A 24,913-nucleotide genomic window follows, 5' to 3' on the forward strand; every position below is an offset into this window, starting at 1 on the left:
GCGGCGTCACCGCAAGGGCCGGTGCGGCATCAACGCGTTCGGCGGGATCTGACCGAACTTGCCCGCGTTGTAATCCTCCAGCGCCTGGATCAACTCCGACTTCGAGTTCATCACGAACGGCCCGTAGTGGAAGACGGGCTCGCGAATCGGCTTGCCGCCCAGAATCAAAACCTCCAGCGCGGGCCGGTTCGAGTCCTGTGTTCCCTCGGCGGCCACGGTGATCCGGTCACCCGGGCCGAATACCGCGAGCTGGCCCTGGTGAATCGGATGTGCGACCGGGCCGACGCTGCCGCGCCCGGACAGTACGTAGACGAGCGCGTTGAAGTCGCGGTTCCACGGCAGGTTGAGCTGTGCACCCGGTTCGATCGTGGCGTGCGCCATGGTGATCGGCGTGTGCGTGCTTCCCGGCCCCTGGTTGCCGTCGATCTCGCCGGCGATGATCCGGACCAGCGCGCCACCGTCGTCCGACGACAGCAGCTTGACCTCATTGCCTTCGATCGCCTGGTAACGCGGGCTGGCGAACTTGTCCTTGCGGGGCAGGTTGACCCACAGCTGGATGCCGTGGAACGTTCCGCCGCTCTCGACGAGCTCGGCCGGCGGCGTCTCGATGTGCAGGATGCCCGAACCCGCGGTCATCCACTGGGTGGCGCCGTCGGTGATCAGGCCGCCGCCGCCGTGGGAGTCCTGGTGGGCGAAACGCCCGTCGATCATGTAGGTGACGGTTTCGAATCCGCGGTGCGGGTGCCAGTCGGTGCCCCGGGGTTCGCCCGGCTCGTATTCGACTTCACCCATCTGGTCCATGTGGACGAACGGATCGAGATCGGCGGCACTCACACCGGCGAATGCGCGCACGACCGGGAAGCCCTCGCCCTCGTAACCACGCGGGCCGGTCGTGATGGAACGCACCGGGCGTTCGGTGTCGGACGCCTGAGCTGCCGCGATACGGGGCAAGGTCAAGGTGTCCGCAGTGATGGCTGGCATCGGTACCTCCTAGGGGTATCTGAGCTGATACTCCTATAACCGGACCGCGGTCCGATTATTCCCCCACGAGAACACCCAGCGCAGCGGCACGCGCGTCGGCCGCCGTGGCCGTTGCGAGCACCGCGTCGGCGGCGTCGCGACACCGCTGCAATGTCACCTGCGCGAGCTTCGCGCCCACGCCGGGGATCGCAGCCGCGGCCGCCGACAACGACGTCACGCCGAGCCCGGTGAGCACGCAGGCCAGCAGCGGGTCGGCGGCCGCCTCGCCACACACCCCGACCGGCTTGCCCGCCGCGGCACCGGCCCGCACCGCCATGGCCACGAGCGCCAGCACCGCGGGCTGCCAGGGATCGGTCAGGGTGGCGAGCTCAGCCGACATGCGGTCGGCGGCCATCGTGTACTGCGCGAGGTCGTTCGTGCCGATGGAAAGGAAGTCGACGTGCTCGAGGATCTTGTCGGCCAGCAGCGCCGCGGCAGGCACCTCGATCATCACGCCCGGCGTGAGTCCGTGAGAACGCACCTGCGCGGCAAAGGTTTTCGCTTCGGCAGCGGTGGCGATCATGGGCGCCATCACCCACGGCTGGTTATCCGTCGTCTTCGCCGCCGCGGCGATGGCCTCGAGTTGGCGGTCCAGCAGGCCGGGGTTGCCCTCCGCGATCCGGATGCCACGCACGCCGAGCGCCGGATTGGCCTCATCGGGATGACCCGCGAATTTCAGCGGCTTGTCCGAACCCGCATCCAGGGTGCGGATCACGACTTTGTGACCGGCGAACGCCTGCAACACCTCACCGTAGATCTGCGCCTGCTCGGCGACGGTCGGTTCCTTGTCCCGGTTGAGAAAGCACAGCTCGGTACGGAACAGCCCGACGCCTTCGGCCGGCGTCTCGCGCGCTGCCCGAGCGGCGGCGCCGTCCTGCACGTTGGCCAGGATCGCGATCGCGTGGCCGTCTGCCGTGGCGCCCGGCCCCGCCCACCGCCGGGCCGCGGCCGCCGCGCGCTGCGCGGTCGCGAGCGCGCCGGCGGCTTCGGAAGGATCAGGATCCGCGGTGACGGTGCCCGCCGTGCCGTCGAGCAGCACCATCGTGCCTGCCACGATGTCGTCGAGACCCGCAACCGCGACCACGCACGGGATGCCCAACTGGCGCGCGATGATCGCGGTGTGGCTGGTCGGCCCGCCGAGAGTCGTGGCCAACCCGACCACGAGCCGTGGGTCCAGGCCGGCGGTGTCGGCGGGCGCAAGATCCTCGGCACACAGGATCGACGGCACGTCGGGAAGCGGCACGCCCGGCTCCGGCAGGCCGGACAGTTCGGCGATGACCCGGTCCCGGATATCGCGCAGGTCGGTGACACGCTCCGCCATGAGACCGCCGAGCTGGGTGAACAATTCGACGAACTGGTCGACGGCCTCGGTGACCGCACGCACCGCGGGGGCCCCGGCGGCGATACGTTTCTCGGCGGCACCCAGCCATGCCCGGTCCTGGGCGAGCGTGGCGGTGGCGGCCAGCACCTCGGATGCGGCGCCCGTCGCGTGCGCTGCACGACCGCGCAGGCGGGTCGCGACCTCCGTCGCGGCAGCGTTGAAGCGGCCGGCTTCGGCAGCCCGGTCCGCCGCGTCGATATCAATGTCCGGAACCTCGACCTCCGGGAGCCGTCCCGGCCGGATCACCGGTGCGTACTGCACGCCCGACACCACCGGGACCCCGCGGAGAACGTGCCGTGACGTGGCCGGAGATGAAGTGCTCATGTGAGACAGATTACAGGAAACCATTGACAAGTCAACACAGCCAAGCGTAAAACAACACATATCAACATTCATGCGCGGCCCAAACCACATAAACGGAGACCCATGTACGCCGAAGAGCGCCAGCAGGCCATCGCCGAACTGGTGATGAGCCGCGGCCGAGCCTCGGTCGCGGAGCTGGCGCAGACCTACGACGTGACCACCGAGACCGTCCGTCGCGATCTCGCGGTCCTCGACAAGGCCGGTGTCCTGCGCCGCGTGCACGGCGGTGCGGTCCCCGTCCGCAACTTGCATCTCGTGGAGGCCGGGGTCGGCGAACGCGACACCACCCGAGCCGAGCAGAAAGATGCCATCGCCGCCGCGGCCATCGACTTCCTTCCCCTGAGCGGCGCCACCGTCCTCCTGGATGCCGGGACCACGACGGCGCGGGTGGCCGCCGAGATCCCGTCCGACCGGGAGTTGACCGTCGTCACCAACTCCGTGCCGATCGCGGGCCGCCTGGCCGCCATGCCGACGGTGACCCTTCAACTGCTGGGTGGGCGGGTGCGCGGCCTCACCCAGGCGGCGGTCGGCGAGCAGGTGCTGCGGGCACTCGACACCATGCGGGTCGACATCGCCTTCATCGGCACCAACGCGATCAGCGTCCGTCACGGTTTGTCCACCCCGGACACCGAGGAGGCAGCCGTCAAGCGTGCGATGGTGCGGGCCGCGAACTATGTGGTGGTCGTTGCCGATTCGTCGAAAGTCGGCCAGGAGGACTTCGTGAGCTTCGCCCCACTCGACAGCGTCGACACGCTGATCACCGACGCGGAGATCGACGAAACCGATCGCAAGCAGCTCACCGAGCAAGGCGTCGAGGTGGTGATCGCATGATCGTCACCGTCACGCCCAACCCGAGCCTGGACCGCACGGTCACGCTCGCCACCGCACTCACGCGGGGCGCGGTACAACGCGTCGACTCGGTCACCGTCGAACCGGGCGGCAAAGGCATCAACGTAGCGCGGGCCCTGACCCTGGCCGGGGTCGGCGCTGTCGCGGTGTTGCCCGCAGCCGACACCGATCCGCTGCTGGTCGCGCTGCGGGCCCAAGGTGTTCCGTTCACTGGAGTCCCGATCGCAGAGCCGGTGCGCACCAACCTGGCGATCACCGAAACAGACGGCACCACAACCAAACTCAACGAGCGCGGAGCCTGTCTCGACGCGGCCGCGCTGGACGCGCTGACTCAATGCGTGGTCGCCAAGGCCGAGCAGGCCTCCTGGGTGGTGTTGTCCGGTTCACTGCCGCCGGGGGTCCCGGACGACTGGTACGCACACGTGGTGCGACTGCTTGCGCCCATGCCGTGCCGCGTCGCCGTCGACACCTCCGAGAAGCCGCTCGCTGAACTGGCGGCCGGGTTCGGGGTGGCTGCGCCCGATCTGATCAAGCCCAACGGCGAAGAGCTGGCCAGCATCGTCGGTGCGTCGCCAACGGCACTGGAAACCGCTGCCGCACAAGGAGATCTGTCGCCGGTGGTGAGCGCTGCCGAACGACTCGTGGCCCGCGGAGTCGGCTCGGTGCTCGCAACCCTGGGCGCCGCAGGCGCGGTGTTGGTGAACACCACCGGGGCGTGGCTGGCCACCCCGCCGCCGATCGTGCCGCGCAGTACGGTCGGCGCGGGCGATGCGTCCCTCGCCGGTTACCTGCGTGCGGCCGTCGGCGGCGCCGAACCGCCACGCCGGCTGAGGATGGCCGTCGCCTACGGTAGTGCGGCCGCGGCACTCCCCGGCTCGGCACTGCCCGCCCCCGCACAACTCGACCTCGACGCCGTACGCGTAACCCCGCTCGTCACCACCAACCCGGAAGTACTGCAATGACTCAACCGATCATCACCACCGATCTGGTCCTGCTCGACGTCGACGCTGGCGGTGACAAGCAGGCGGTCATCGCCCGCCTGGTCGACGCGCTCGCCGGAGCCGGACGTACCACCGACACCGACGGCCTGGTCGGTGCCGCGATGGCCCGCGAGGCGCAGTCCGCCACCGGGCTGCCGGGCGGCATCGCGATTCCACACTGCCGCTCCCCCTACGTCGACAGTCCGACGATCGGTTTCGCTCGGCTGTCCCCCAAGGTCGACTTCGGCGCCCCGGACGGCCCAGCCGACCTCACGTTCCTGATCGCCGCTCCGGAATCCGGTGGCGCCGAACACATGAAGCTGCTGTCGAGCCTCGCGCGCGCCCTCGTTCGAAAAGACTTCGTCGAATCGCTGCGGGCCGCGTCGAGCGCCGATGAGGTCGTGTCGCTGGTGGACGGTGTGGTGAACCCGGCGCCTGCTCCTCCTTCTGCTCCTGCTGCGCAACCGGAACCGGAACCGGCCAAGCCCGTGTCGATCGTCGCAATCACCGCCTGCCCCACCGGAATCGCCCATACCTACATGGCGGCCGATTCTCTCAAGCAGGCCGCGGAGAAGGCCGGCGTGAACTTCACGGTAGAAACCCAGGGATCGTCGGGCAGCACCCCGCTTTCGGCGGCGACCATCGCCGCGGCCGATGCGGTCATTTTCGCCACCGATGTCGGTGTAAAGGACCGCCAGCGTTTCGCGGGCAAGCCCGTCATCGCCTCCGGCGTCAAACGCGCCATCAACGAACCCGACCGGATGGTCGCCGAAGCCATCACGGCGGCAGGCGATCCCGACGCGCCGCGCGTCGCCGGCTCTGCTGAACCGGCGGCCGCGGCGCCGGCAGGTGACGTCGGCTGGGGTACCCGGTTGCGCCAGATCCTGCTGACCGGCGTGAGCTACATGATCCCGTTCGTGGCGGCCGGCGGTCTGCTGATCGCGCTCGGATTCCTGTTCGCCGGCTACGAGATCGGCAATCCACCGGACGGCGCGGAACCGCTGTCCTACGGGATGAACTCACTCGGCCACCACATCGCCGTCACCAATACCCTTGCCGACCTTCCGCCGGGCGGTCTCGTGCAGTATCTCGGAGCAGTGCTGTTCACGCTCGGCGGGCTGGCCTTCATGTTCCTGGTTCCCGCGCTGGCGGGCTACATCTCATTTGCGATCGCCGACCGTCCCGGTATCGCACCGGGTTTCACCGCCGGAGCCGTGGCAGTGTTCGTCGGCGGCGGCTTCATCGGCGGCATCGTGGGCGGACTGATCGCCGGGTTCGCGGCGCTATGGATCAGCCGCATCAGCGTCCCGCAGTGGTTCCGCGGCCTCATGCCCGTCGTGATCATCCCGCTCTTCGCATCGTTGATCGTCGGCCTGCTCATGTTCCTGCTCCTCGGCCGCCCGCTGGCGGCGCTGACCACCGGATTGACCAACTGGCTGAGCGGCATGACCGGAACGTCGGTGATCATTCTCGGTGTCATCCTCGGCCTGATGATGTGCTTCGACCTCGGCGGGCCGGTCAACAAGGCCGCCTACGCATTCGCCACGGCCGGGCTCAACATCGCCGACCCCGCGACGCTACGGATCATGGCCGCCGTGATGGCCGCCGGAATGGTGCCGCCGCTGGCGATGGCGTTGGCGTCGGCCATCCGGCCCGGGCTGTTCACCGAGCCGGAACGGGAGAACGGTCGGGCGGCGTGGCTACTCGGTGCGTCGTTCATCACCGAGGGCGCCATCCCGTTCGCCGCGGCCGACCCGCTGCGGGTGATCCCGTCGATGATGTTCGGCGGTGCCGTCACCGGCGCGCTGGTCATGGCGTTCAACGTGACGCTGAAAGCACCGCACGGCGGCATCTTCGTGTTCTTCGCGATCGGAAACCTGTTGTGGTTCCTCATCGCCCTCGCCATCGGCACCGTCGTCAGCGCCGTTGCCGTCATCACCGCCAAACAGTTCGCCAAACCGTCCGTCACCACGCCGGAAGCACCGGCGCTGGCCACCACCTGAGGAGAATCCATGCCCAGCAAGACCGTTACCGTCGGCTCAGCCATCGGGCTCCACGCCCGCCCGGCTGCGATCATCGCCGAAGCCGTCGTCAATGCCGGAGTCCCGGTCACCTTGTCGGTCGACGGCGGTGAACCGGTAGACGCCGGTTCAGCCCTCATGATCATGACGCTCGGTGCCGGCAACGGCGCTCAGGTGACCGTCACATCCGACGACGCCGAAACACTGAAGAAAGTTGCCGAACTCATCGAACAGGATCTCGACGCTTAACTGATGTTCGGTGGCGTTGCTACAAGAAGCGTCATCGGCGCATTCAGTCCGCCGTTATAGTTTCCCCCGTGCCATTAGCCAGTCGGCTTGACGTGAGAAGATGCATTTCAGAGCGGACATTGGCTTGTTTGCCAGATGTGCATCAGCACACTGCAGACGGGTCGAATTTCATCGGGGGAGTGTGAGGCGTGCGCCGCATAGCCGTAATGCTGCTGGCTTTGTTGCTGGCTTTCTTCAGTGCTCCTCCGGCGTGGGCGATCGACCCGCCTATGATCGATGCCGCAGCGGTCCCACCTGACGAAACGGGCCCGGATCAGCCGATGGAGCAGCGCAAGATCTGCGCAGCTCCGACGGTTTTGCCCAACACGAATTTCGCCGACAAACCATGGGCGAATGACTACCTTCGGATCGCTGAGGCGCAGAAGTTCGCAACCGGCGCCGGAGTAACTGTGGCCGTGATCGACACGGGCGTGCAGGGGTCACCTCGCGTTCCTGCCGAGCCGGGCGGCGACTTTGTCGACGCTGCGGGCAACGGTATGTCCGACTGTGATGCGCACGGGACGATGACCGCCGCGATCATTGCCGGGCGGCCCGCCCCGACCGACGGCTTCGTCGGCGTCGCGCCGGATGCCCGGTTGCTTTCGCTGCGCCAGACGTCGGTCGCCTTCCAGCCCAAGGGTTCGCGGCAGGATCCCAATGACCCGAACAGCACCCAGACGGCAGGTTCCATCCGCAGCCTTGCCCGCGCCGTCGTCCATGCGGCCAATCTCGGCGCGCAGGTGATCAACATCAGCGAGGCGGCCTGCTACAAGGTGACTCGCCGTATCGACGAGACCAGCCTGGGTGCGGCCATCAACTACGCCGTGAACGTGAAGAACGCAGTCATCGTCGTCGCGGCCGGCAACACCGGCCAGGACTGCACGCAGAACCCGCCACCCGATCCGTCCATCCCGGCCGATCCGCGGGGCTGGAAGCAGGTGCAGACGATCGTCAGCCCGGCCTGGTATGACCCGCTGGTACTGACAGTCGGCAGCATCGGACAGAACGGGCAGCCCAGCAATTTCTCGATGTCGGGCCCATGGGTTGGCGCAGCGGCTCCCGGCGAGAACCTCATCTCGCTCGGCTACGACGGCCAGCCCGTCAACGCGACACCGGGTGAGGACGGCCCGGTTCCGCTCAACGGCACGTCCTTCTCTGCGGCCTACGTGTCCGGCTTGGCGGCGCTGCTCAAGCAGCGCTTCCCGGATCTGAGTCCGGCACAGATCATCAACCGCATCACCGCAACCGCGCGCCACCCGGGCGGAGGCGTCGACAATTATGTCGGTGCCGGCGTCGTCGACCCGGTCGCAGCGCTGACGTGGGAGGTGCCCGACGGGCCGGAGAAGGCTCCGTTCCGGGTGAAGGAAGTTCCGCCGCCGGTCTATATTCCGCCGCCAGACCGCGGCCCGATCACCGCAGTGGTGGTCGTCGGGGTGTCGCTGGCGCTGATCCTGGGCATCGGCGCCATGGCACGGCGCGCGTTGAGGCGCCGGCGATGAACTTCTTGCGACAGTTCGGCTTTCGGTTCACCACCGGCCACGCCATCTGGACGGCGGCGCTGATCCCCGCCTGCATCGCCGTGTGCCTGCACTTCAACCTCATGTGGTTGGGGATCACGCTGTCGGTGCTCATCGCGATCTTCTCGGTGCTCACCATCCGTGGGCGCCGGATCACCGGCTGGGTGGTGGCGATCTTCTCGTGGCGTCGCCGCCACCGCAGCACACCCGATGTGGCTTCCGAGCCGGCGGTCGGGTCCACCGTCATGCCCGGCGATCATGTCGCGGTCCGCTGGCAGGGCGATTATCTGATCGCCGTGATCGAGCTCGTGCCACGACCTTTCACACCGACCGTGATCGTCAACGGCAACGCGGTGTCGGATGACATCGTGAGCACGAAGCTCGTCGAGGAACTGCTCGAAGCTCATTGCCCCGACTTGGAGGCCGACGTGGTGTCGGCGGGCTACCGGGTCGGCAAGACGGCCCCGGCCAGCCTCGTGGCGCTCTACGAGCAGGTCGTCGGCCCGTATCCCGCGCCGGCGAACCGGCGCACATGGATTGTGCTTCGGGCCGATCCCGAGAAAACCCGGCGGTCGGCACTGCGCCGCGATGCCGGGGTCTCGGGCCTGGCGCGCTACCTCGTGGCATCGACGACGCGTATTGCGGACCAGTTGGCCAGCAACGGGATTGACGCACGATGCTCACGCAGCTTCGATGACTACGACAAGGCCACCGAGATCAGCTTCGAGCGTGAGACGTGGTCGGCGATCAAGGGACGCAGCACGTTCACCGCGGCCTACAACGCACCGGGCGGGCCCGATGTGTGGTGGTCGGCACGGGCCGATCACACCACGACCCGGGTGCGCATACGCCCGGGTGCGGCACCTACCAGCACCGTTCTGCTGACGACCTTGGCCAATCCGACGACCCCACGCGGCTTTTCGTGCCTGTTCGGTGGCCAGCGAGCGGCCTTGCAAGGCCTCACCCCGGTCACCGACAAGCACTATGACTTGCCGATCGGTTCGGCTGGCGTGCTGGTCGGCGAGACATCCGACCGCTACCCCGTGTACATGCCATTCGACGACGTCGATGTCAGCATCAACCTCGGCGACGCAAGGCTCTTTACACAGTTCGTGATTCGAGCGGCCGCGTCCGGCGCGGTGATCACCTTGGGACCGCAATTTCGTGAGTTCGCCACGATGATCAACGGACGCGTCGGCCGAACGCCTCGTGTCGCTTGGCCGAATGCGACGACCTATCTCGGGCCCCACCAAGGTGTTGGCCGGGTGATCTTGCGGCCCAACTTCATCGATACGCCACGACACCGGCAACTGCCGATCCGGCTGATCAATCCACGCGAAGAGAGCCGCTATCAGATGGCGTTGGAGCAGTAGGGGGACTGAAGTGACCGACGACGTGCATCCACAGGTCGCTGCCGTATTGCGCCAGGCGCAGCGGCTGCAATCGCTCATGGACGACCAACTCCACAAGATGAACAACGAGGCGTTCGTCGGCACCGACGAAACCGATACGGTCGAGGTGACGTTGAACGGTCACCATCACCTGACGTCGGTGTTCATCGAGGACGGGTTGCTGCGACTTGGCGCGGCAACAGTGGAGCAGCGGCTGAACGAAGCCTTGCAGAAGGCAGCGGCAGCGGCGACCGCATCGATTGAAGCGGACCGGGAACGGCTCGACGCGATCGTCGCGGACATCACCGCTGAGGATGGCTAGGAGCGGCGCCCGTCGTACCTCGAGACTTCAGAACCGCGATCAGGGCGATCAGCGGGCATGACGGGGAGTTTCGATACGGTCCGACCCGTGCCGCGTCGTGTGCGGTGGTGGATCGTTGGCCTGGCTGTCGCTGTCGCGGTGGTTACGGTCGTAGGCGGAGTTCTCATTTTCGCGAGCACCCGGCCGTCGTCCGATAGCACAGCATTTCATCGAGGCGACTGGCAACCGCCGCCGCAACAGGTCCTCGCCGCACCTATGGGGCTGCGTCCGGTACCCGGGTGGCGTACTACCGTGCAAGATCTGGGCCTTGCCGACTCGAGCATCATAGGGACTACCGACAATCCAACGTGGGCAACTCCGTTCGTTGGCTCGGTGGATAATCACGGCTACTTTCTCGCCACCAACCCAGGTCAGCCCCACCGGCAACTATGGCTGGTCGGCTTGGACATCCACACAGGCGAACCACTGTTTTCACCGGTGACGATCGACTCCGGTTCGAATACCCCCAAGTGCTTCCTGAATGGGCCCGAGTCGGTGTTGTGCGTCGCCGACGAGGTTCGCGGCGACGAGGTCCAAAGCAAAGCGTGGGTGATCGACACGCGTACGGGAAAAGTTCTGTTCAACGGCCCGACTCAGCTACACACGACACCGGGAAGCGGCGTCAGAGTAGACCAAGTGGGCATATACGCCGTAGCAGAGATGTTAGGCCAGGGCATTTTCGGCATCGGTCCTCAAGCCGAAACGACGTGGCTCGTTCCGGGCACCACCAAGGTCTCGACCTCGCCTAGGACTGCAGATGCCGACCATGCGCCACTTGCTATAGCCGAAGATTCGGCTGATGGCACGGATCAAGTGGTTGTTTTCTCCTTGATCGACGGCAAAGTGATCACGCCCGACATCGATGATGGGCTGGTCCCGCAGGCTGCCGTTGTGTACCCGGGAGGTTTCGCGATCAAGGCTGTTGCTGAAAACAGCATGTCAGTATCTGACGCGGTGATGTTCTTCGATGAGACAGGAAATCGCCTTCACGAGACACATATTTCGGGACCTCTGTCGGTCTTGTCGTCGACTCCACCTGTGGTGGAGTCTTCCCCGAGCTACAGCGTCTTCGGTGCTAACGGAACGGAACTCATCCAACTTCCCGACGGCCTCGGAAGTGATGCCTTGCTTATTGGCCACCGCCTCTATGTTCCTGAATCGACGTGGGAAGGCTCATCGAAAGTGCGACGCTGGCGACAATTCGACCTGACAACAGGCAAAGGAGGGGTTGCCTGCAGGCCAAACATGAGTCAGTACATCGGAAATGACGGAAGTGTCGGCGTATTCGAGACGAGCGCCAACGAGGTTACTGGCGCATCGACATTTGCGATGGACCTTGCCAGCTGCGAGAAACTTTGGGCCACACCGGTTAATGCTGAGTCGTTTCATCGACTATGGAGGATCAACGACACGCTTGTAGAGCTCTCCGACGACGCCAAGGAGCTCCACTCTCTTGTGTCGCATCGTGAATGATTCGATGGGTCTGCTGGTTCTAGACAATCCCTATCGCGACATCGACTGGCACGGCCCTGGCCGGTGCGTCATATGAAAGCGATCACCCAACCGCGTTGTGGATCGACTCGACGGTTTGCCGGCGGTTCAAGAACGTGGCCGCGCTTTAGATTCATGTGTCAATCACGGGAACCGCGATCTACTCAGCGGCAATCCGGCGGCAGATGAAGGACGTTTCGCGCTGTTTAAAGCCCCCCCTGAGTGAGAACTTCTTAATCAGATAGGACCTATTGCGTGCGCGATGATGAAGACCGGAACAAATATAGCCAACGACGCTGGGGCCGCGATACAACCGATCATCAGTCCGCGGCCAATTTGCCCAGCCACGCCACCAAATATCGCCACTAGAGCGGAAATGGCCAAGTCGATGAGAATAATCGACGGGAGGATAAGGAGCGCATATAGCAGCCACGGAGCAAGCACCCACGTTGCGAATTCTAGGAATAACGTGTTCGAAGCCGCAGCAATAAAACCCCATATACCGTAACGGCTCAGGTGTCGCGTAATGGCTGAATTCTCGTCCAAAGCGAATCCTTACGCTACCGATATATCAAGAAGGCGTACAAGCAAGCGCCAATAAGAACGATTGCTGCGGCGACGGCGAAGCTAATGGCAAGTCCCTGACGTTGGGGAGATCGCGAAGCCACCGATGAAAGCGCCGCCGCCGTGAGTCCCGAACACATTACAGCGATTACTGTGGCCGTCAGCAACCATGCACGTTCACCCCCGAAGTTAGCATCGGTTGAGAAGGGCCACTTACCCAGTAGCCACATTGAGGCTAAAAGGACTGCCAAGACTAGCTGCACGACAACCGGCAACGACCAGGTGGCTATCAACCAAGTACGGCTGCTTAGGGTGCGGATAAACGGCATCGCGGGGACCATCACCTTCGCGGGCAATTGGAATCAACTTCTGTTCACGGTCGTTCGCATTACTCTTTGCGAGTGAGTTCACCATGCTGTCGACCCAGCCTTTAGCAGTGTCGAGGTTGGCCCGTCCGGTCGTAACGACGGAGGCAGCGTTTTTGACCTCGCCCGCCATCTTCTTATCGAGCTCGGCGAGCTTCTCGAACACCGCGGCGTGCTCTTTGTTGGCTGCCGCATACGCCTGTGACCCGGACCCTTGCCAGCGGTCATCGGGTGCAGCGGCGTCGACGCCGGCCTTCATCTGCATTAATCGGGAGCTACCGTCGAACCGAGAGCCGTCGTCGGGAGTACCTTGCCCGAAGGTTTCGCGGGCCTTGTTCCACGTCGAGTAGAACCCATCAAGCGCACTCACCCCGAAGCCCTCTCGCCAGGACGATTACCCAAGTATGGCCGACGGCAAACGAACTCCATGACAGTAATGTGCCCGGTTGAATCGGTTAGCTGGGATCCTTGCGCGCCTGCATCTCTCGCTTGCGACGTTCTTGGAGACCAATGATGGCCTCGGTATAAGCCCGGTCCTCGGTATAGAGATCTTCGTCCGGCGTCAGGTTCGGGTCCCGCCGCTTATCCTTGCCCTGATTGCCGCCGCCGGCACCGTGGCCCATTCCGCCCATACCACCCATGCCGGCACCGGCCATTCCACCGCCTGCCGGTCCGGCGCCCGCTGGCATACCGGCACCACCTCGAGCAGCCCCGCCACCCGGCGGCGCAACCGTCTCAGCGCCAACCGCCGGACCGAGAGGGGCCGAGGGCATGCCACCACCGCCACCGCCGGCGCCACCACCCGACCCGCCACCGCCACCGGCACTGGCGGGTTTGAGACTCGGCTCGGCAAGACCCGGGATATCTCCGGAGCCAGAAGGTAATTCAGCTCCCGTCGGAGCACCTGCACCGGAGGGCGCACCACCGCCACCGCCACTGCCTTGGCCTTGTCCACCGCCGGAAGGTGATCCGCCTCCTGCCGGCGAGCCTCCTGCGCCGGCCGATTCGGGTTGGCCTCCAGCGGGATTCGCACTCGCCGGCGACATTGCGGGCTGCCCGGGAGGCATACCTCCTGGTGGCTGGCCGCCGGGTGTACCGCCACCACCGCCGCCCCCCGTACCGGGAGGCTGGCCGCCGTTGTTCGGCGGTCCTCCGCCTGCGGCTACGCCGAATGGAGGGGTAGGCACTTTGGCCATCTCGGGATCCGAGCTACTCGCGTAGGTCTCGCGGACCATTCGGGACTTTTCCTGCTCGGCCTCCATCTTCGCAACCAGTGCGTCGATGTCCGCCTGATTCGGGTTCGTCCCTTCCAGCGCGTCGTCCAAAGTGTCCTGCAAGGCTTTATACGCCTCGGCGATCGGCTTGTGGTCGGCCACGGCCTTGTCGTGAGCGTTCTTGATCGCTACGGCTGCGCCGGCGTAACTCTCCCAGGCGTCCGATAGGTCTTGAAGCCAGTCCCGGAATTTGTTGAATTTCGCGAAGGCTGCATCGGCGGCATCGCCTTCCCAGTCGGCGAAGCTTGCTTCAGGCGCAAGGCTGGTGACGGCGATCATGCCCTTGAAACCCGCCTCGATGGCGTCGTTGAGGGACCCGGCGTCGCCTGAGTTGAGGCGTTCCTCGGTCTCTTCAACACTGAGATACCCGTCGGCACTGACCATTTCAGGTTTCGGCGGCTCCGGCGGCAAGGGGAGTTCAGGCTCCGGCGCAGGTACGGGAATCGCTTCCGCCTTTGTACCGCGCTCTATCGGATCGACCCAGTTCTCGTCGACATCCGAGTACGCCTTGGCAACCTTCTCCAATGTCCTTGCCAGGCGCAGGCTTTCCTCTTTCGAGACATCGGTGAACTTTTGCAGCGATTCGCCGTACGCGTTGAGGTTGTCGACCGCGGTCTTGGTCGAACTCAACTCGTCCGGTGGCGACGCCTTCGGTGCCTCCGTCGGCCAGCGCCCGGCTTGTTCGCTGATCCATGTCGCACGCTTTGTCAATTCCTCAGCAGCGACCTTGATCTGATCTGCCATAGGTCCCCCTACGCCTCGGTCCCGGGCTCATAGCGTGTCGGTGTGACCAACGGTCGTCCGACGTGCGCAGCGCGGTTATGCCTGTTCATCGCTGATTGCGTCTGTAGTGAGCACACTGAGGTGCTGCCAATAGATTCCGTCGGCGATCGCGGCGCGCTGCGCGTCGGGTCCGACGGCGGTATGCGCGCGATGTAACGCCAACTCCTGCATATGGTTTGCGTAGGCAATCATCGCGTTCAAGTGCACGACCACCCGCCCGGGGTCCTTACTCAGCAGGGGCTGGAAGACCTCTCTGAGCAATTTTGCCCGACGGTCCGCTGGTCCATCCGGATCAGCTGGTGCGGGTGGCAGAAGTTCACCAAGCGCAGTGTCACTGACCTTCGCCAACTTCGCCATCGCGTCGGGTGCGATCACTTCGAGTCGCGAGCGACCTTGCATCTGACCGTTCGTCGGAAGGTCATCGGGTTGCAGCACCACCTGTGCGACGCCGGAATCAAACCCCTTGAACTGCTCTTCGGTGGCGATCACCGCGCGTAGCGACGTGTCGTGAGCCTGTGCCCACCCGTGCAGGGCCACGATCGGGTACGTCGCCCACTTCCCGCGTTCCACCGGCGGTATGGATTCGTCGGCGCTGACGAACTTCACCCGCTCGGGCAGGTTTACGCCGTCCGGGATGAACCCGATCCCGTAGTTGTTGGCCACCACGATTGACCCATCGGTGGTCAGTCCGGTCAGCCAGAAGAGCCGCGGCTGCTTCACATCGACGTTCAACGCCGCGCCTATGCGACGGGCCAAGTCCACCAAATCCGAACCCGAGGCCCGGCGGGATAGCCCAGCGGCCGCGTCGCGTTGAGCGCGCGCAGCCGAAACGGGCACTGGCGCCGCACCAATGGCCGCCGCACTCGCCGCGCTGGGCGCAGCCGGCGGAGGCGGTGGGGCACTCGCGGGTGCGACGGGAGCTGCCGGCGGCGCCGTCGGAGGTGGGCCTAATGGCATCGGTGGCGGCATTCCGCCTCCACCCGAACCCATCCCCATGCCGGTCGAGCCACCGCCGGTTGCGGGCGGCGGCGGGGCGACAGGCGCCTGTGCACTGCTTTGGGCAGCCGGGGCTGGACCAGTGTTCGTCGGCGCGGTCGAATCGAGCGGTTCCAGCGGGGGCGGAGCCATGCCCGCCGAAGCTGGTTGCATCTGCGGCCCGGCCGCGTTCGCAAACGACTGAGCGAACTGCTGCATCGGATTCGGCGGCGGCTGGGCGCCAGCCTGTGCGGCCGACGCTGCCTGCGACGCGTCTGCCGCCGGCTCGAAACTGCTTGCCACTGACGACGGTCCGCCGCCACCGCTAAGCGGGCTGACTGGGGCGGTGGGTGCGGCAGGGGCGCCACCGCCGATGCTGGGTGCGCCTGCCTGTGCCGGCGCATCGGGGCCGCCTGGCACGCCAGGAAAGGAAGGAACTCCGGATCCAACAGGTGGTTTACCGTTCGGAGAAGCCGGACTCCTTGGAGCAGTGGTTGCAGGAGGCGGTGTGCTTCCCGTGAGCGCGTCATCGACTCGGCCTCTCGACGGGCCAGCTGGCCCTCCCGCGCCCGGTCCTGCACCGGGCGAGTCGCCTGGTGATACCTGGGGGACGTCCGCGGCCGGTTTCGGCGCCGCGTCCGGGACCGATTCTGGCGCTACTGCATCGACGCGCCCTCTTTGCGGTGTGGCGGGTAGATTCGGAGGCACTGCGTCCGGTGTATGACCGGGTAGTGCATCAACGGGTGCACCTCGTCGATGCTCAGAAACCAAAGTATATATACCGGGCTCCCGCTCTTCCGCCTGATCTGGACGATCTTCGTCCTCGATTAATGGGGATTGAGCTAAGCCGCCACCATGAACGAGGTCGGCGAGCAGCTGCAACGTTTTCTGATTATTTCCCAGACCTCTGTTAACTACATCTTGGATGGCCTCGGAAACATCCTGATCCTTGGCATTTCGAAGAAGCCGCCCTATTTCGCCGAGCTCTCTATCCACATTGCTGATAATGTGATCTTTGGCAGTGCTAATCCCTTTTGAAGCGGTATCACACCATTGGATTGCCTTTTCAAGCTCGTTCTCGCATTTCGTCATCGCCTTAGAGCGCTGCTCCGCCTGTCCGGCCGCTGCGCTAGCGCCTTTACCTGACCATATATACGTTCCGTTAAATAGCAATGCACGCAGGTTATCCCATCCGAGCCTAGCCTCTGTGACTTTGGATTTGATCTCGGTAAGGACTTCCTTACGTCGCTCGAATTCGCCTTCATCCGTCTCTGGCCAGCCGCCTGGCCCCGTCATCTGATCGGCGTATTGACCACTGGGCTTATCCCGCTTAGCCGGACTGCCGAGTGTCGTCCCTGCTCGACCACCTAGAGCAGCACCAACCGCTGCGCCACCTGCGCCGCCGGCTACACCCGCGACGCCTCCGAGGGAACTTCGTGATGCGGCGCTCACTCTGCCGCCTTGCAAGCCCAATATATAGTGCCGGACAAGAAGCGAGCCGACTCCGCTAAGAGATTATCGTTCGAGGAGTAATTTGGGATCGCTATTACGAAGGCACGAAAGTACTGGGCTGATAGTACAGCAATATCCTCCAGCACGCCGTTATCGCTTTGGCGACCGAGTTCCTCAATCTGATTAGCGTAGTCCGACATTACCTGACCAACCGCGTCGTAAATTGATCGCTGCTCGGGTGTCCATTCTGTCGAGGGAATCTTCGGATCGACAGCGATCCACGGTTCGGTAGCATCACTGTATTTTGTTGCGGCCGGAATCCATTGGCTGCAAGTAGAGATTGGGTCGACTAGGAATCGTTCGTTCTCGGTGTCGATAGTCGCAGCGTCAGATGGGGATTTTGGCTCTGAGATTAAGGGCGCTAAAGATTGGATGGCGTCGTAATCGATCGCAGCACATACGTTCGCTATAGCGGATATCAACCCACCGGTCGCATTCGCGAGAGGCTCGAAACTTGCGTCGTACTTCGGTATTGCGTCGACAAATGCTGTCGCATACGCGATGAATTGGCCATACAATTCGCGCATGACTCGGTGCGGAGTCTGTTTCTGAAGGTTTGGGGTCAGGCTCACGGCATCTGTTAACGCTTTTCCGACGGTGTCATAGACAGTGCGCTGTTCGGGAGTCCAGTCGTCCGCTGAGACCTTGGGGTCACGATCAGCCCACTTCACAGATTCCGCTTGAGCGCTGTAATCCCGCGAAATCCGCCCCCACGCATCGCAAGTCGGATCCTCAGTAATAACGTTCGCAGGCCCAGTATCGTTCGCGCTCGCGAACTCTGAATCCCCGTTGGCGGTCGGGGTCCCGTTGCCATTGCCGCCCGAATCAGGGCGCAGGACAAGGACAGTCGCGACGACGCTGACGGCGATCACGGCGACGAGCGCGAGGCCAACAAGAATCCATTTACCCTTACCACCCTTGTTCGGTGGTGGCGGCGGTCCACCCGCCCACTGTTGCTGCGGTCCCCATTGCTGGGCCCCACCTGGTTGACCTTGATATGGCTGCCCGTATGGCTGGCTTTGCGGTGCACCAGGATATGGCGGTTGGCCGCCAGACCCCTGCGGAGGCTGCCCACCCCACGGCGGCACCCCACCACCATTCGGCGGCTGGGAACCATATGAATCCGGCGGGGGAGGCAAAGTCATCGGCGCACCTTCACATCAAACACACGTGGTCACAAGGCAATTGACGGATCGGATGGGACCCTGTTGGGGCTCGGTGGTACGGGCGCAGCACTCTGCGGTGCGCCACCAGACGTAGGCGGTCCCACCGGCGCATTCTGCGTGTTGGCACCCGTGTCGTCCGCACCCGCGGGCACAGGTGGAGCGGTTTCCTCGCGCTTGTCGGGTTCCGCCGGCGCCTGTTGCTCGGGCTGTGCTTTCTCACCGGCATCCTTCTTGCCGGCTTCGCCCGCCAACTTGTTGATCTGCTCGACCCCGCCCTGAACACCCTGCATGATGCCCTGCGGCAATTGCCCGGCCTGCTGCATCATTTGCATTGGCACTTGCATCATCTGCATGGGCATCTGGCCGAGTTGTTGAGCGATCTGGCTTGCGGATTGCGCTCCCTGCTGACCAGCCTCGACCGGGGCCTGCCCGCCAACCGCTGCCGGCGGTGCCGCGCCCTGGCCAGCGGGCGTCTCACCGTAAACAAGCTGCCCGAACTGACCGCCGCTCGAAGCCGGAGTTCCGCCCCCGCCGACGGTATCGGGCGGGCCGAAGATCGAGTCGAACTCGGCCACCCGCTTCATGATGGCGTCGTGAATTTCTTGGTCCGTTTTCTCGTACCAATCAGCTGCCACGCCCATGTCGCTGGCCGTCTTCTGAGAATCCGACTTGGTGCCAGGCAGCGCCTCGATGAACGACGCTTCTTTCTCCTGCGTCAACTTCGTGAGTGCCTGGGACAGCGGATCAGTTCCGGCCGACGTGAACTGCTGAGGAGGTTCCGGAAGGCTGTTAGCCGCATCTTCCAGGCCAGAGCTCTTCGCTCTGAGTTCGGGCACGTTGACCCTCAGCTCACTCATCGCAATCCCCAATCCTCGCGCAGGCCAACCAGATACTCAGCCCGCCCGGCTCGTGCGGACGTCGGCCCCGGCGCTCATCGGCAGTCCCCTCTACCAGTAGTTCAGCAAAATGCTACCCGAGCTGAATACACCCCGATCGCACAACTTTGACCAGCACCAGCCGCCTCCGACTAATGCAGCCGCAGGTTGCGAAGGAGGTCGTACACGCCGGCGATCCAAAGAAGGAGTGGAATCACCGCGGCGATGGATGCGCCGTCGAGAAGCTCGAGAATGCGTTTGGTGACCGGTGAGACGCGTCGGACGCTGTCGGTGGCACCGACCACGATCAACGCAACCAGACCAAGTGCCAGGTAGATCGCCATGATCAGCCACGCACTGTCCGGCCACCACAGGCACAGGCGGATCATCACCCCGGTCGGCACCGTGATCGCGGCAGCCAGTAGCGCCCAAGCACACCATCTTTCGGCGTAGAGCCGGGACCGGAAGCCACAGATGACGGCGACGAGCGCCGCCACGATCATGCTGTGGACGAAGAAGTGTCCTTGCACGACAACTGCGATCGCACCGACCGCGAGGATCAGCGCACCGGCGGACAGGAAGCCGATCAGGAGCTGGCGGGTCAATTGGCTGCGTTCCTGCAGCCGTGCCGCGGATTCGGGGACCGACGCGATGATCGCCTGCCACGTAGGCGATTCTTCGTCGACCATGTCGGGTGTGACGACCGGGTCGAGCAGTTCGTCGTTGGACACCGTCTCGCCGGGCGCCGGGATCGGCGGCAGGGCGATACGAGCAACGGCGACAGTCAGTTTCGCGGCGTTGGTCACCACGATGAGGCCGAAGGCGATGGCGCCGGCAGGCACCCAGGCGTTCCAGCCGTAGCCGTACGCGACGCCGGCCGCGGTCACCGCGATCGCGAGTATCGCCATGAACGACGCCACTTCGGCTCGGCCGCGCGGTCCACCGCGAGTGCCGAGCGTCAACAGCAGCAGTACGGCCGCGGCGCCTGCAACCTGCGGTGCGCCGGGTCCGTCAAATCCGCGGGGCAACGGGACCGCGAGAGCCGCGGCACCAGCGAGAACCGGCGCGCAGGCGATCAGCAGGCTTTCGGATATGTCGATGTTGTCGTAGCGGCCCTTGGCGAGCATGCTGCCGCCGAGCAGCGCCAGGCCGAACACCGCAAGTGCTACCGACCACCACCAATCGTGACCGGTACGGTTCCAGTTGATCACCGCCATGACCGTGACGAATGTGGCGATGACTGGAATTGCCAGCCCGACAAAGCGATTCAGCGCGCTGCGATCGAAGATCGGTGATTCGTCGAGCACCGCGATCGCGTCGATCACGTCCTCGACCAACGGCCGGTAGCGTTCGGTGCGGCTGACCGACACCAACGTCAGCAGTGAACCGTCGACAACGCCGGCATCATCGAGCGATTCGCTGGCCTTCAGCGGCGGGGCACCCGGGCGCGCGAACGCCCACACACCCTGCTGCGAGAAGTCGAACCCGGCGAGGACGTCTTTGGGAGTGTCTTCGAGCAGCTCGCCGAGGACGCTGACCGTCTCGTCGATGTAGGACTCGATCGGGGCTGCCGCCGGCAGCACCAAATCTGTCAGGCGCTTACCGGTGAGGACAGTGACCCTCGTCGTCGACGGTCGGCCGGGCGTCGCGCTCGACGCGTCAGCAGCTGCGGTGGCGGTGGAGGTCAACGCCGTTCAAGCCTGTCGAAATCGTCGGACAGCGCCGCCGCCAACTCGGTGATCCGACGCTCGAACGTGTCGCTGAGGAGATCGAGCTGAATTTCGGTGCCTGCCGCGATGTGCTTGTCCCACGGCAACACGATGACGCGGCCGGGCGGCACGTGGCGTTCGAACTGCTGCACCAGATCCTCGACGTCGACATTCGGCTTGCCCGGTGTCACATGGTTGATCACCACGCAGGAACGGCCGAGCAGGTCCTGATAGCCGTTCTGGCGCAACCAGTCCATCGTGACCGCGGCCTGCCGGGCCCCGTCGATCGATGCGCTCGCGACGATCACCATGCCCGAAATGCTCGACAGCACACCGCGAGACGCCTTCTGGAACAACCCGGCACCGCAGTCGGCGAGCACGAGGTTGTAGTAGCGCGACACCACCGCGGTGGCGCCCTTCCAGTCGTCGTCGTTGAACTCACGCTGCGCACCGCTGTAGTCCTCCGAGGACAGCACCTCGAGGTTCGACGCGTTCATGCTCGTGTAAGCGCGAATGTCGTTGTAACGCGACAATTCTTGATCGGCGAGCAGATCCGAGATGGTCGCTGCGGACTGCCGTCCGGCGCGGTCGGCGAGGTTGCCGCCGTCGGGATCGGCGTCGATCGCCAGGATCCGGTCACCACGGATCTTGGCCATCGCCGATCCGAGTGCGACGGTCACCGCGGTCTTGCCGACGCCGCCCTTCAGACCGAAGACGCCGATCTGGTAGGAATCACGGGCATTTCGGCGGATCCGGTTGTGCAGATCCAGCTCGTAGACCTCATCGGGCGAGAGCCCGAGATTGATACGCGTCATCACGTACAGCCAGTGACGCCAGCCGCGTTGCGACGGCATCTTGACGGCGGTCTTCACGCCGACGTGCGACAGCGCGTCGATCGCGCGGTGGTTGCCCATGGAAGCGGCCGACGTCGGACCGGGCTGGGCGGGCGCCGGAATCGCCTGGCCGGCACGCCATGCCCCGCTGATCTCGGGATCGATGTCGGTGAATTGGGATGGGGCCGGCCCCGGTGCGACGCGCTGCGGCGGGCCGGGCAACGTACGGGGCTGCTCGTGGCGCGCACCCGTGCCGAACTGCTGCTGCGGTGCGCGCAGCATCGAGTTCTGCGGCCACTGCGGCGCGGTCGCCGGCGGCGGCGGCATCGGCGGCGGGACCTGCGGCGCGGTCTCGGCGTGACGCGAAGGCGCGGCAGCAGACTGCGACTGGGTCGGCGCGACGGGCATCGAGCCCGACGGTGCGTCGGCGGTGGGTTTTTCCCCCGTCGGCATCGGCGGCGGTGCCGCGGCGGTGGCCTTCAGGATGGCATCTCTGTCCACGGTGATCGTGGCGTCATCGACCGGTTTACCCGGTTCGGACGAATGAAAGAGCCGGTCATAGTCGGCCGACATGGGGACCCCTCAATACTCAAAGCAGATAAACAGATCTTTACACCCATGCGCACGTGATGGGCGGGTTCGGCCACCTAGCTTGTCGGCCGACCCGCCCATCATCGTGCACGCGTCGATCAGGCAAACATCCCCGTGACGCCGTTCTCGGTCTGCAGCATGTTCGCGCCCGACTGGCTGATGGTCTGGGCGAGGTTCTGCAGCGCCATGTTCAGCTCGTTGGAGGTCTGGTCCCAACGCATCTGAACGGCCTGGTAGGCCTCCGAACCCTGGCCGCCCCACGCCGCGGCGAGCGCAGCCAGCGAACCCTTGCCCTCGTCGAGCAGTCCGTTGGTGGTACCAACGGCGCCGACGACCTCGCTCGAGCCGGCCTCGATACCGGCGAAATTCCATACCTGTTCAGTCATGTCTGTTCTCCGTTTTCTCGCGGTCTGGTGGTCAGAGGTTCATCGCCGAGGACAGCGTGCCGGCCTCGTCGTCGTCGGTCGAGGTGTACTGCGTGCCCGAGGTGTGGATGTTCGCCGAGATCTCGTCGAGCATCTGAACCTGCTTGGTGGCGGCCTCCTGGTAGCGGAGGAACGCAGCCTGGGCGGCGGTGCCGGCCTGGCCCTGCCACTGCGAGACGAGAGTGCCCGCGGTGGACTCGACCTGTCCGATGACGCTCTTCAGCTCGCCCGAGATGCGCTCGAAATTAGCAGCCTCCTTGGCGAGGACGGCGGCATCTGTATTCATTGCCATGTTGGATTCCCCTTATTTTCCTTTGTCCTCACCAACATTGATGGCGAGTCCTCCGGCCGGGCGGCCGGAAAGTCTTGTGTTGTGACGACTTACCAGTCGTCGTCATCATCTTCTGAAAGGTCGTACGTCAGTGGTGTCGGAGCGACGAGCCCGTCCTTGGACCCGCCTTCCTTCTTTCGCTGGCCGGCCTGGGTCATCGGCCCACCGCCGCCCGCCCCGCTGCCAACCGGTGCCAACGGACCGCTCGAACCTGACCCGGCTCCGGCCAGTCCAGGCGTCTTGATCTCGCCGCTGATGCCGAGCAGGTTCGACAGGATCGGCGTGCGCGGTGCCGTCCCGCCAGCCCCCGGCAGGGACGCCGCCCGCACCAGGCCGGCACCCGTACTCGGACCTGACCCACCGAGCATCGGATGGTTCGAGAACGGGCTCGCGCCCATCAAACCGACCTGCATGCTCTTCTCGGCGCCCATGCTGCTGAACTGGCTCACCATCTGGGTGGCCACCTGCTGCAGCGGCTGCGTGAACTGCTGGACCTGGCTCTGGAACAGCTGACCGAGCTGAGCCGGTATCTGTGCGGCCTGGCCACCCATCTGCATGGCCATCTGCATGCCCTGCTGCAGGAGCTGTTGGCCCGGCTGCTGCTCTTGCTGCTGCCCCTGCTGAGCGGCGTTGTCGGCCTTGTTCGCCGCGCCGACCGCGCGCTGCTCGGCGTGGTTGACCTGCGCAGCGGCGTTGCCCATCAGCAAGGCCGAGTTTTCGATCATCGCCTGGGCGCCGACCTTTTCGATCACCAGGTTGCGGGCCGCGCCCTGGGCGGCGCGCGGTGCAGCCTCGGCAAGGGCCGACCCCGCAACTGCAGCGGAGACACCGGGCAGCACGATCGGCTTCATCGGCATGATCGGTTCGAACAGCAGGTTGACGGTCGTTTCGGCGTGATAGGCATCCATCGCACCGGCCGCCTGGTTCCACATCCGAACGAAGTAGTCCATCTCGTTCAGCCCGATCGGCACCGTGTTGATGCCGAGGAAGTTGGTCGCGTTCAGGACCGCGTTCGTGATGTGGTTCTGTTCGATCTCCGGCAATGGCGGCGTGGTTGCCATGGCCAGGCTGTAGGAGCTCGCCTGTGCCGTTGCCTGCAGGGCGCGCTTCTGCGCCTGCGCGGCCGTGGTTTGCAACCACATGATCATCGGCATCGTGGCGGCGATGGCACGTTCACTGGCCGTGCCACTCCACAGGCCCGTCAGGTTGCTGAGCGCCCCGGCCAATTCCGCTGCCTGGGTTTCCAGCAGAATCGCGAGGCCTTCCCATCCGGTGGCCGCCTGGAGCATCGGTGCCGGGCCGGCACCGCACATCAAACGTGCGGTGTTGATCTCCGGGGGAAATGCGATCCAAACCGGCGGAATAGGCGGCGCCGCGACCATCGGTGGGTGACCCTATCTGCTCGAAACTGACTGCGACTTGGCTACAGCGTGCTGGCGTTGGCCGCGTCGACGGCGTTGTAGATGCCGGCGATCTCAGCGAACGCAGCGCCTGCCCGGGTGAGTTCCTCCTGGGCGAATGCGTTCGCCGCAAGTGCCTCCACACCCTCACTGGCGAACGCGACGGCCGCCATGGCCGACACCTCGTCAGCGCCGGCCGGGGCCAGTGCAGAGACCGCGGCGGATGCGGTGGTGCCACCGGCCAGACCACGTGCGGCATTTGCGATCACCTGTGCGGCAATAGCCTCGGCACCCGGATTGTGCATCATCGGTTGCATTTGCGTAATCCCCTTTCCGATTCGGATTAGTCAAGGACAAGCACTCATGGGCGGCATGGCAGCAATTTGCCAAGTCGTCAAGGAATCTGTCCCCCGATCCCTTTGCTGGCGGGCCGCCGCCAGCGTTGCTG

Annotated in this window: 22 protein-coding genes; 9 read left to right on the forward strand and 13 right to left on the reverse strand. The window is 64.9% G+C overall.

Annotated elements, in window-relative coordinates:
• Positions 1–6: 6 nt before the first annotated feature.
• Both ACOI2T_RS35555 and ptsP read right to left on the reverse strand, forming a co-directional pair.
• A complete protein-coding gene (locus ACOI2T_RS35555) occupies positions 7–981 on the reverse strand; it encodes a pirin family protein (RefSeq protein ID WP_067849742.1) in 975 nt (324 codons plus the stop codon).
• Positions 982–1,036: 55 nt separating this feature from the next.
• The gene (gene ptsP, locus ACOI2T_RS35560) at positions 1,037–2,725 is read right to left on the reverse strand and encodes a phosphoenolpyruvate--protein phosphotransferase (RefSeq protein WP_409502956.1); all 1,689 of its coding nucleotides are present in this window, start codon (positions 2,723–2,725) and stop codon (positions 1,037–1,039) included.
• Positions 2,726–2,827: 102 nt separating this feature from the next.
• On the opposite strand from ptsP, the gene ACOI2T_RS35565 reads away from it, so the two are divergent.
• From ACOI2T_RS35565 to ACOI2T_RS35600, 8 genes are all read left to right on the forward strand, one after another.
• Positions 2,828–3,595 (forward strand): DeoR/GlpR family DNA-binding transcription regulator, encoded by a 768-nt coding sequence (locus tag ACOI2T_RS35565; RefSeq protein WP_409502957.1) that lies wholly within the window; start codon positions 2,828–2,830, stop codon positions 3,593–3,595.
• Positions 3,592–4,575 (forward strand): 1-phosphofructokinase family hexose kinase, encoded by a 984-nt coding sequence (locus ACOI2T_RS35570; protein WP_409502958.1) that lies wholly within the window; start codon positions 3,592–3,594, stop codon positions 4,573–4,575. The genes ACOI2T_RS35565 and ACOI2T_RS35570 overlap by 4 nt, the downstream gene beginning before the upstream one ends.
• A complete protein-coding gene (locus tag ACOI2T_RS35575) occupies positions 4,572–6,596 on the forward strand; it encodes a PTS fructose transporter subunit IIABC (protein ID WP_409502959.1) in 2,025 nt (674 codons plus the stop codon). The genes ACOI2T_RS35570 and ACOI2T_RS35575 overlap by 4 nt, the downstream gene beginning before the upstream one ends.
• Positions 6,597–6,605: 9 nt before the next feature.
• A complete protein-coding gene (locus tag ACOI2T_RS35580; protein ID WP_067849752.1) occupies positions 6,606–6,863 on the forward strand; it encodes an HPr family phosphocarrier protein in 258 nt (85 codons plus the stop codon).
• A 188-nt stretch (positions 6,864–7,051) separates the two neighbouring features.
• Positions 7,052–8,401, forward strand: a complete 1,350-nt coding sequence (mycP, locus tag ACOI2T_RS35585) for a type VII secretion-associated serine protease mycosin (protein WP_409502960.1) — start codon at positions 7,052–7,054, stop codon at positions 8,399–8,401.
• Entirely contained in the window at positions 8,398–9,792 is a 1,395-nt protein-coding gene (gene eccE / locus ACOI2T_RS35590; protein WP_409502961.1) for a type VII secretion protein EccE, read from the forward strand. Before mycP ends, eccE begins: the two co-directional genes overlap by 4 nt.
• A 10-nt stretch (positions 9,793–9,802) precedes the next feature.
• On the forward strand, positions 9,803–10,132 hold the full coding sequence (locus ACOI2T_RS35595) for a YbaB/EbfC family nucleoid-associated protein (protein ID WP_409502962.1): 330 nt from the start codon (positions 9,803–9,805) through the stop codon (positions 10,130–10,132).
• A 291-nt stretch (positions 10,133–10,423) separates the two neighbouring features.
• Positions 10,424–11,644, forward strand: a complete 1,221-nt coding sequence (locus ACOI2T_RS35600; RefSeq protein WP_409502963.1) for a 9-bladed beta-propeller domain-containing protein — start codon at positions 10,424–10,426, stop codon at positions 11,642–11,644.
• 795 nt (positions 11,645–12,439) lie between these two features.
• Here the strand turns inward: ACOI2T_RS35600 and ACOI2T_RS35605 are convergent.
• The 3 genes from ACOI2T_RS35605 to ACOI2T_RS35615 form a co-directional block, all read right to left on the reverse strand.
• Positions 12,440–12,961: an EspA/EspE family type VII secretion system effector gene (locus ACOI2T_RS35605; RefSeq protein WP_409502964.1), complete on the reverse strand. Its 522-nt coding sequence runs from the start codon at positions 12,959–12,961 to the stop codon at positions 12,440–12,442.
• A gap of 85 nt (positions 12,962–13,046) precedes the next feature.
• Entirely contained in the window at positions 13,047–14,609 is a 1,563-nt protein-coding gene (locus ACOI2T_RS35610) for a PPE domain-containing protein (RefSeq protein ID WP_409502965.1), read from the reverse strand.
• Between the two features lie 75 nt (positions 14,610–14,684).
• Positions 14,685–15,380, reverse strand: a complete 696-nt coding sequence (locus ACOI2T_RS35615) for an EspK C-terminal domain-containing protein (protein WP_409502966.1) — start codon at positions 15,378–15,380, stop codon at positions 14,685–14,687.
• A 1,098-nt stretch (positions 15,381–16,478) separates the two neighbouring features.
• Between ACOI2T_RS35615 and ACOI2T_RS35620 the strand changes: the two genes are divergently transcribed.
• Positions 16,479–16,661: a hypothetical protein gene (locus ACOI2T_RS35620; RefSeq protein ID WP_409502967.1), complete on the forward strand. Its 183-nt coding sequence runs from the start codon at positions 16,479–16,481 to the stop codon at positions 16,659–16,661.
• Positions 16,662–17,071: 410 nt separating this feature from the next.
• Here the strand turns inward: ACOI2T_RS35620 and ACOI2T_RS35625 are convergent, their stop codons facing one another.
• The 8 genes from ACOI2T_RS35625 to ACOI2T_RS35660 all read right to left on the reverse strand — a co-directional run bounded on the left by ACOI2T_RS35625 (position 17,072) and on the right by ACOI2T_RS35660 (position 24,782).
• Positions 17,072–18,007, reverse strand: coding sequence for an ESX-1 system-associated protein (locus ACOI2T_RS35625; protein ID WP_421875440.1), 936 nt, complete (start codon positions 18,005–18,007; stop codon positions 17,072–17,074).
• A 302-nt stretch (positions 18,008–18,309) separates the two neighbouring features.
• Positions 18,310–19,158 (reverse strand): hypothetical protein, encoded by an 849-nt coding sequence (locus ACOI2T_RS35630; RefSeq protein ID WP_409502969.1) that lies wholly within the window; start codon positions 19,156–19,158, stop codon positions 18,310–18,312.
• A 170-nt stretch (positions 19,159–19,328) separates the two neighbouring features.
• Positions 19,329–20,864 (reverse strand): type VII secretion integral membrane protein EccD, encoded by a 1,536-nt coding sequence (gene eccD / locus ACOI2T_RS35635; RefSeq protein ID WP_084356625.1) that lies wholly within the window; start codon positions 20,862–20,864, stop codon positions 19,329–19,331.
• Positions 20,861–22,291 carry an ESX-1 associated ATP-binding protein EpsI N-terminal domain-containing protein gene (locus ACOI2T_RS35640; protein WP_067849769.1) on the reverse strand — a complete coding sequence of 477 codons (1,431 nt, stop codon included), beginning with the start codon at positions 22,289–22,291 and terminating at the stop codon, positions 20,861–20,863. Before ACOI2T_RS35640 ends, eccD begins: the two co-directional genes overlap by 4 nt.
• A gap of 116 nt (positions 22,292–22,407) precedes the next feature.
• Complete coding sequence (locus ACOI2T_RS35645; RefSeq protein ID WP_067849771.1) at positions 22,408–22,695, reverse strand: WXG100 family type VII secretion target; 288 nt, start codon at positions 22,693–22,695, stop codon at positions 22,408–22,410.
• Positions 22,696–22,726: 31 nt separating this feature from the next.
• Positions 22,727–23,026 carry a WXG100 family type VII secretion target gene (locus tag ACOI2T_RS35650; RefSeq protein ID WP_067849773.1) on the reverse strand — a complete coding sequence of 100 codons (300 nt, stop codon included), beginning with the start codon at positions 23,024–23,026 and terminating at the stop codon, positions 22,727–22,729.
• 89 nt (positions 23,027–23,115) lie between these two features.
• Positions 23,116–24,447 (reverse strand): PPE family protein, encoded by a 1,332-nt coding sequence (locus tag ACOI2T_RS35655; RefSeq protein WP_409502970.1) that lies wholly within the window; start codon positions 24,445–24,447, stop codon positions 23,116–23,118.
• A 41-nt stretch (positions 24,448–24,488) separates the two neighbouring features.
• Entirely contained in the window at positions 24,489–24,782 is a 294-nt protein-coding gene (locus ACOI2T_RS35660; RefSeq protein ID WP_067849777.1) for a PE family protein, read from the reverse strand.
• Positions 24,783–24,913 lie beyond the last annotated feature (131 nt).

Origin of the sequence: Mycolicibacterium wolinskyi str. Jessa 2025, assembly GCF_049241375.1 — a bacterium.
GTDB classification, from domain to species: Bacteria; Actinomycetota; Actinomycetes; order Mycobacteriales; family Mycobacteriaceae; genus Mycobacterium; species Mycobacterium wolinskyi.

Bases quoted from the DNA above. Each gene is read 5' to 3' on its own strand.
- ACOI2T_RS35555 (WP_067849742.1), bottom strand. From the start codon at position 981: ATGCCAGCCATCACTGCGGACACCTTGACCTTGCCCCGTATCGCGGCA.
- ptsP (WP_409502956.1), bottom strand. From the start codon at position 2,725: ATGAGCACTTCATCTCCGGCCACGTCACGGCACGTTCTCCGCGGGGTC.
- ACOI2T_RS35565 (WP_409502957.1), top strand. From the start codon at position 2,828: ATGTACGCCGAAGAGCGCCAGCAGGCCATCGCCGAACTGGTGATGAGC.
- ACOI2T_RS35570 (WP_409502958.1), top strand. From the start codon at position 3,592: ATGATCGTCACCGTCACGCCCAACCCGAGCCTGGACCGCACGGTCACG.
- ACOI2T_RS35575 (WP_409502959.1), top strand. From the start codon at position 4,572: ATGACTCAACCGATCATCACCACCGATCTGGTCCTGCTCGACGTCGAC.
- ACOI2T_RS35580 (WP_067849752.1), top strand. From the start codon at position 6,606: ATGCCCAGCAAGACCGTTACCGTCGGCTCAGCCATCGGGCTCCACGCC.
- eccE (WP_409502961.1), top strand. From the start codon at position 8,398: ATGAACTTCTTGCGACAGTTCGGCTTTCGGTTCACCACCGGCCACGCC.
- ACOI2T_RS35610 (WP_409502965.1), bottom strand. From the start codon at position 14,609: ATGGCAGATCAGATCAAGGTCGCTGCTGAGGAATTGACAAAGCGTGCG.
- ACOI2T_RS35620 (WP_409502967.1), top strand. From the start codon at position 16,479: ATGAACGAGGTCGGCGAGCAGCTGCAACGTTTTCTGATTATTTCCCAG.
- ACOI2T_RS35630 (WP_409502969.1), bottom strand. From the start codon at position 19,158: ATGAGTGAGCTGAGGGTCAACGTGCCCGAACTCAGAGCGAAGAGCTCT.
- ACOI2T_RS35640 (WP_067849769.1), bottom strand. From the start codon at position 22,291: ATGTCGGCCGACTATGACCGGCTCTTTCATTCGTCCGAACCGGGTAAA.
- ACOI2T_RS35645 (WP_067849771.1), bottom strand. From the start codon at position 22,695: ATGACTGAACAGGTATGGAATTTCGCCGGTATCGAGGCCGGCTCGAGC.
- ACOI2T_RS35650 (WP_067849773.1), bottom strand. From the start codon at position 23,026: ATGGCAATGAATACAGATGCCGCCGTCCTCGCCAAGGAGGCTGCTAAT.
- ACOI2T_RS35655 (WP_409502970.1), bottom strand. From the start codon at position 24,447: ATGGTCGCGGCGCCGCCTATTCCGCCGGTTTGGATCGCATTTCCCCCG.
- ACOI2T_RS35660 (WP_067849777.1), bottom strand. From the start codon at position 24,782: ATGCAACCGATGATGCACAATCCGGGTGCCGAGGCTATTGCCGCACAG.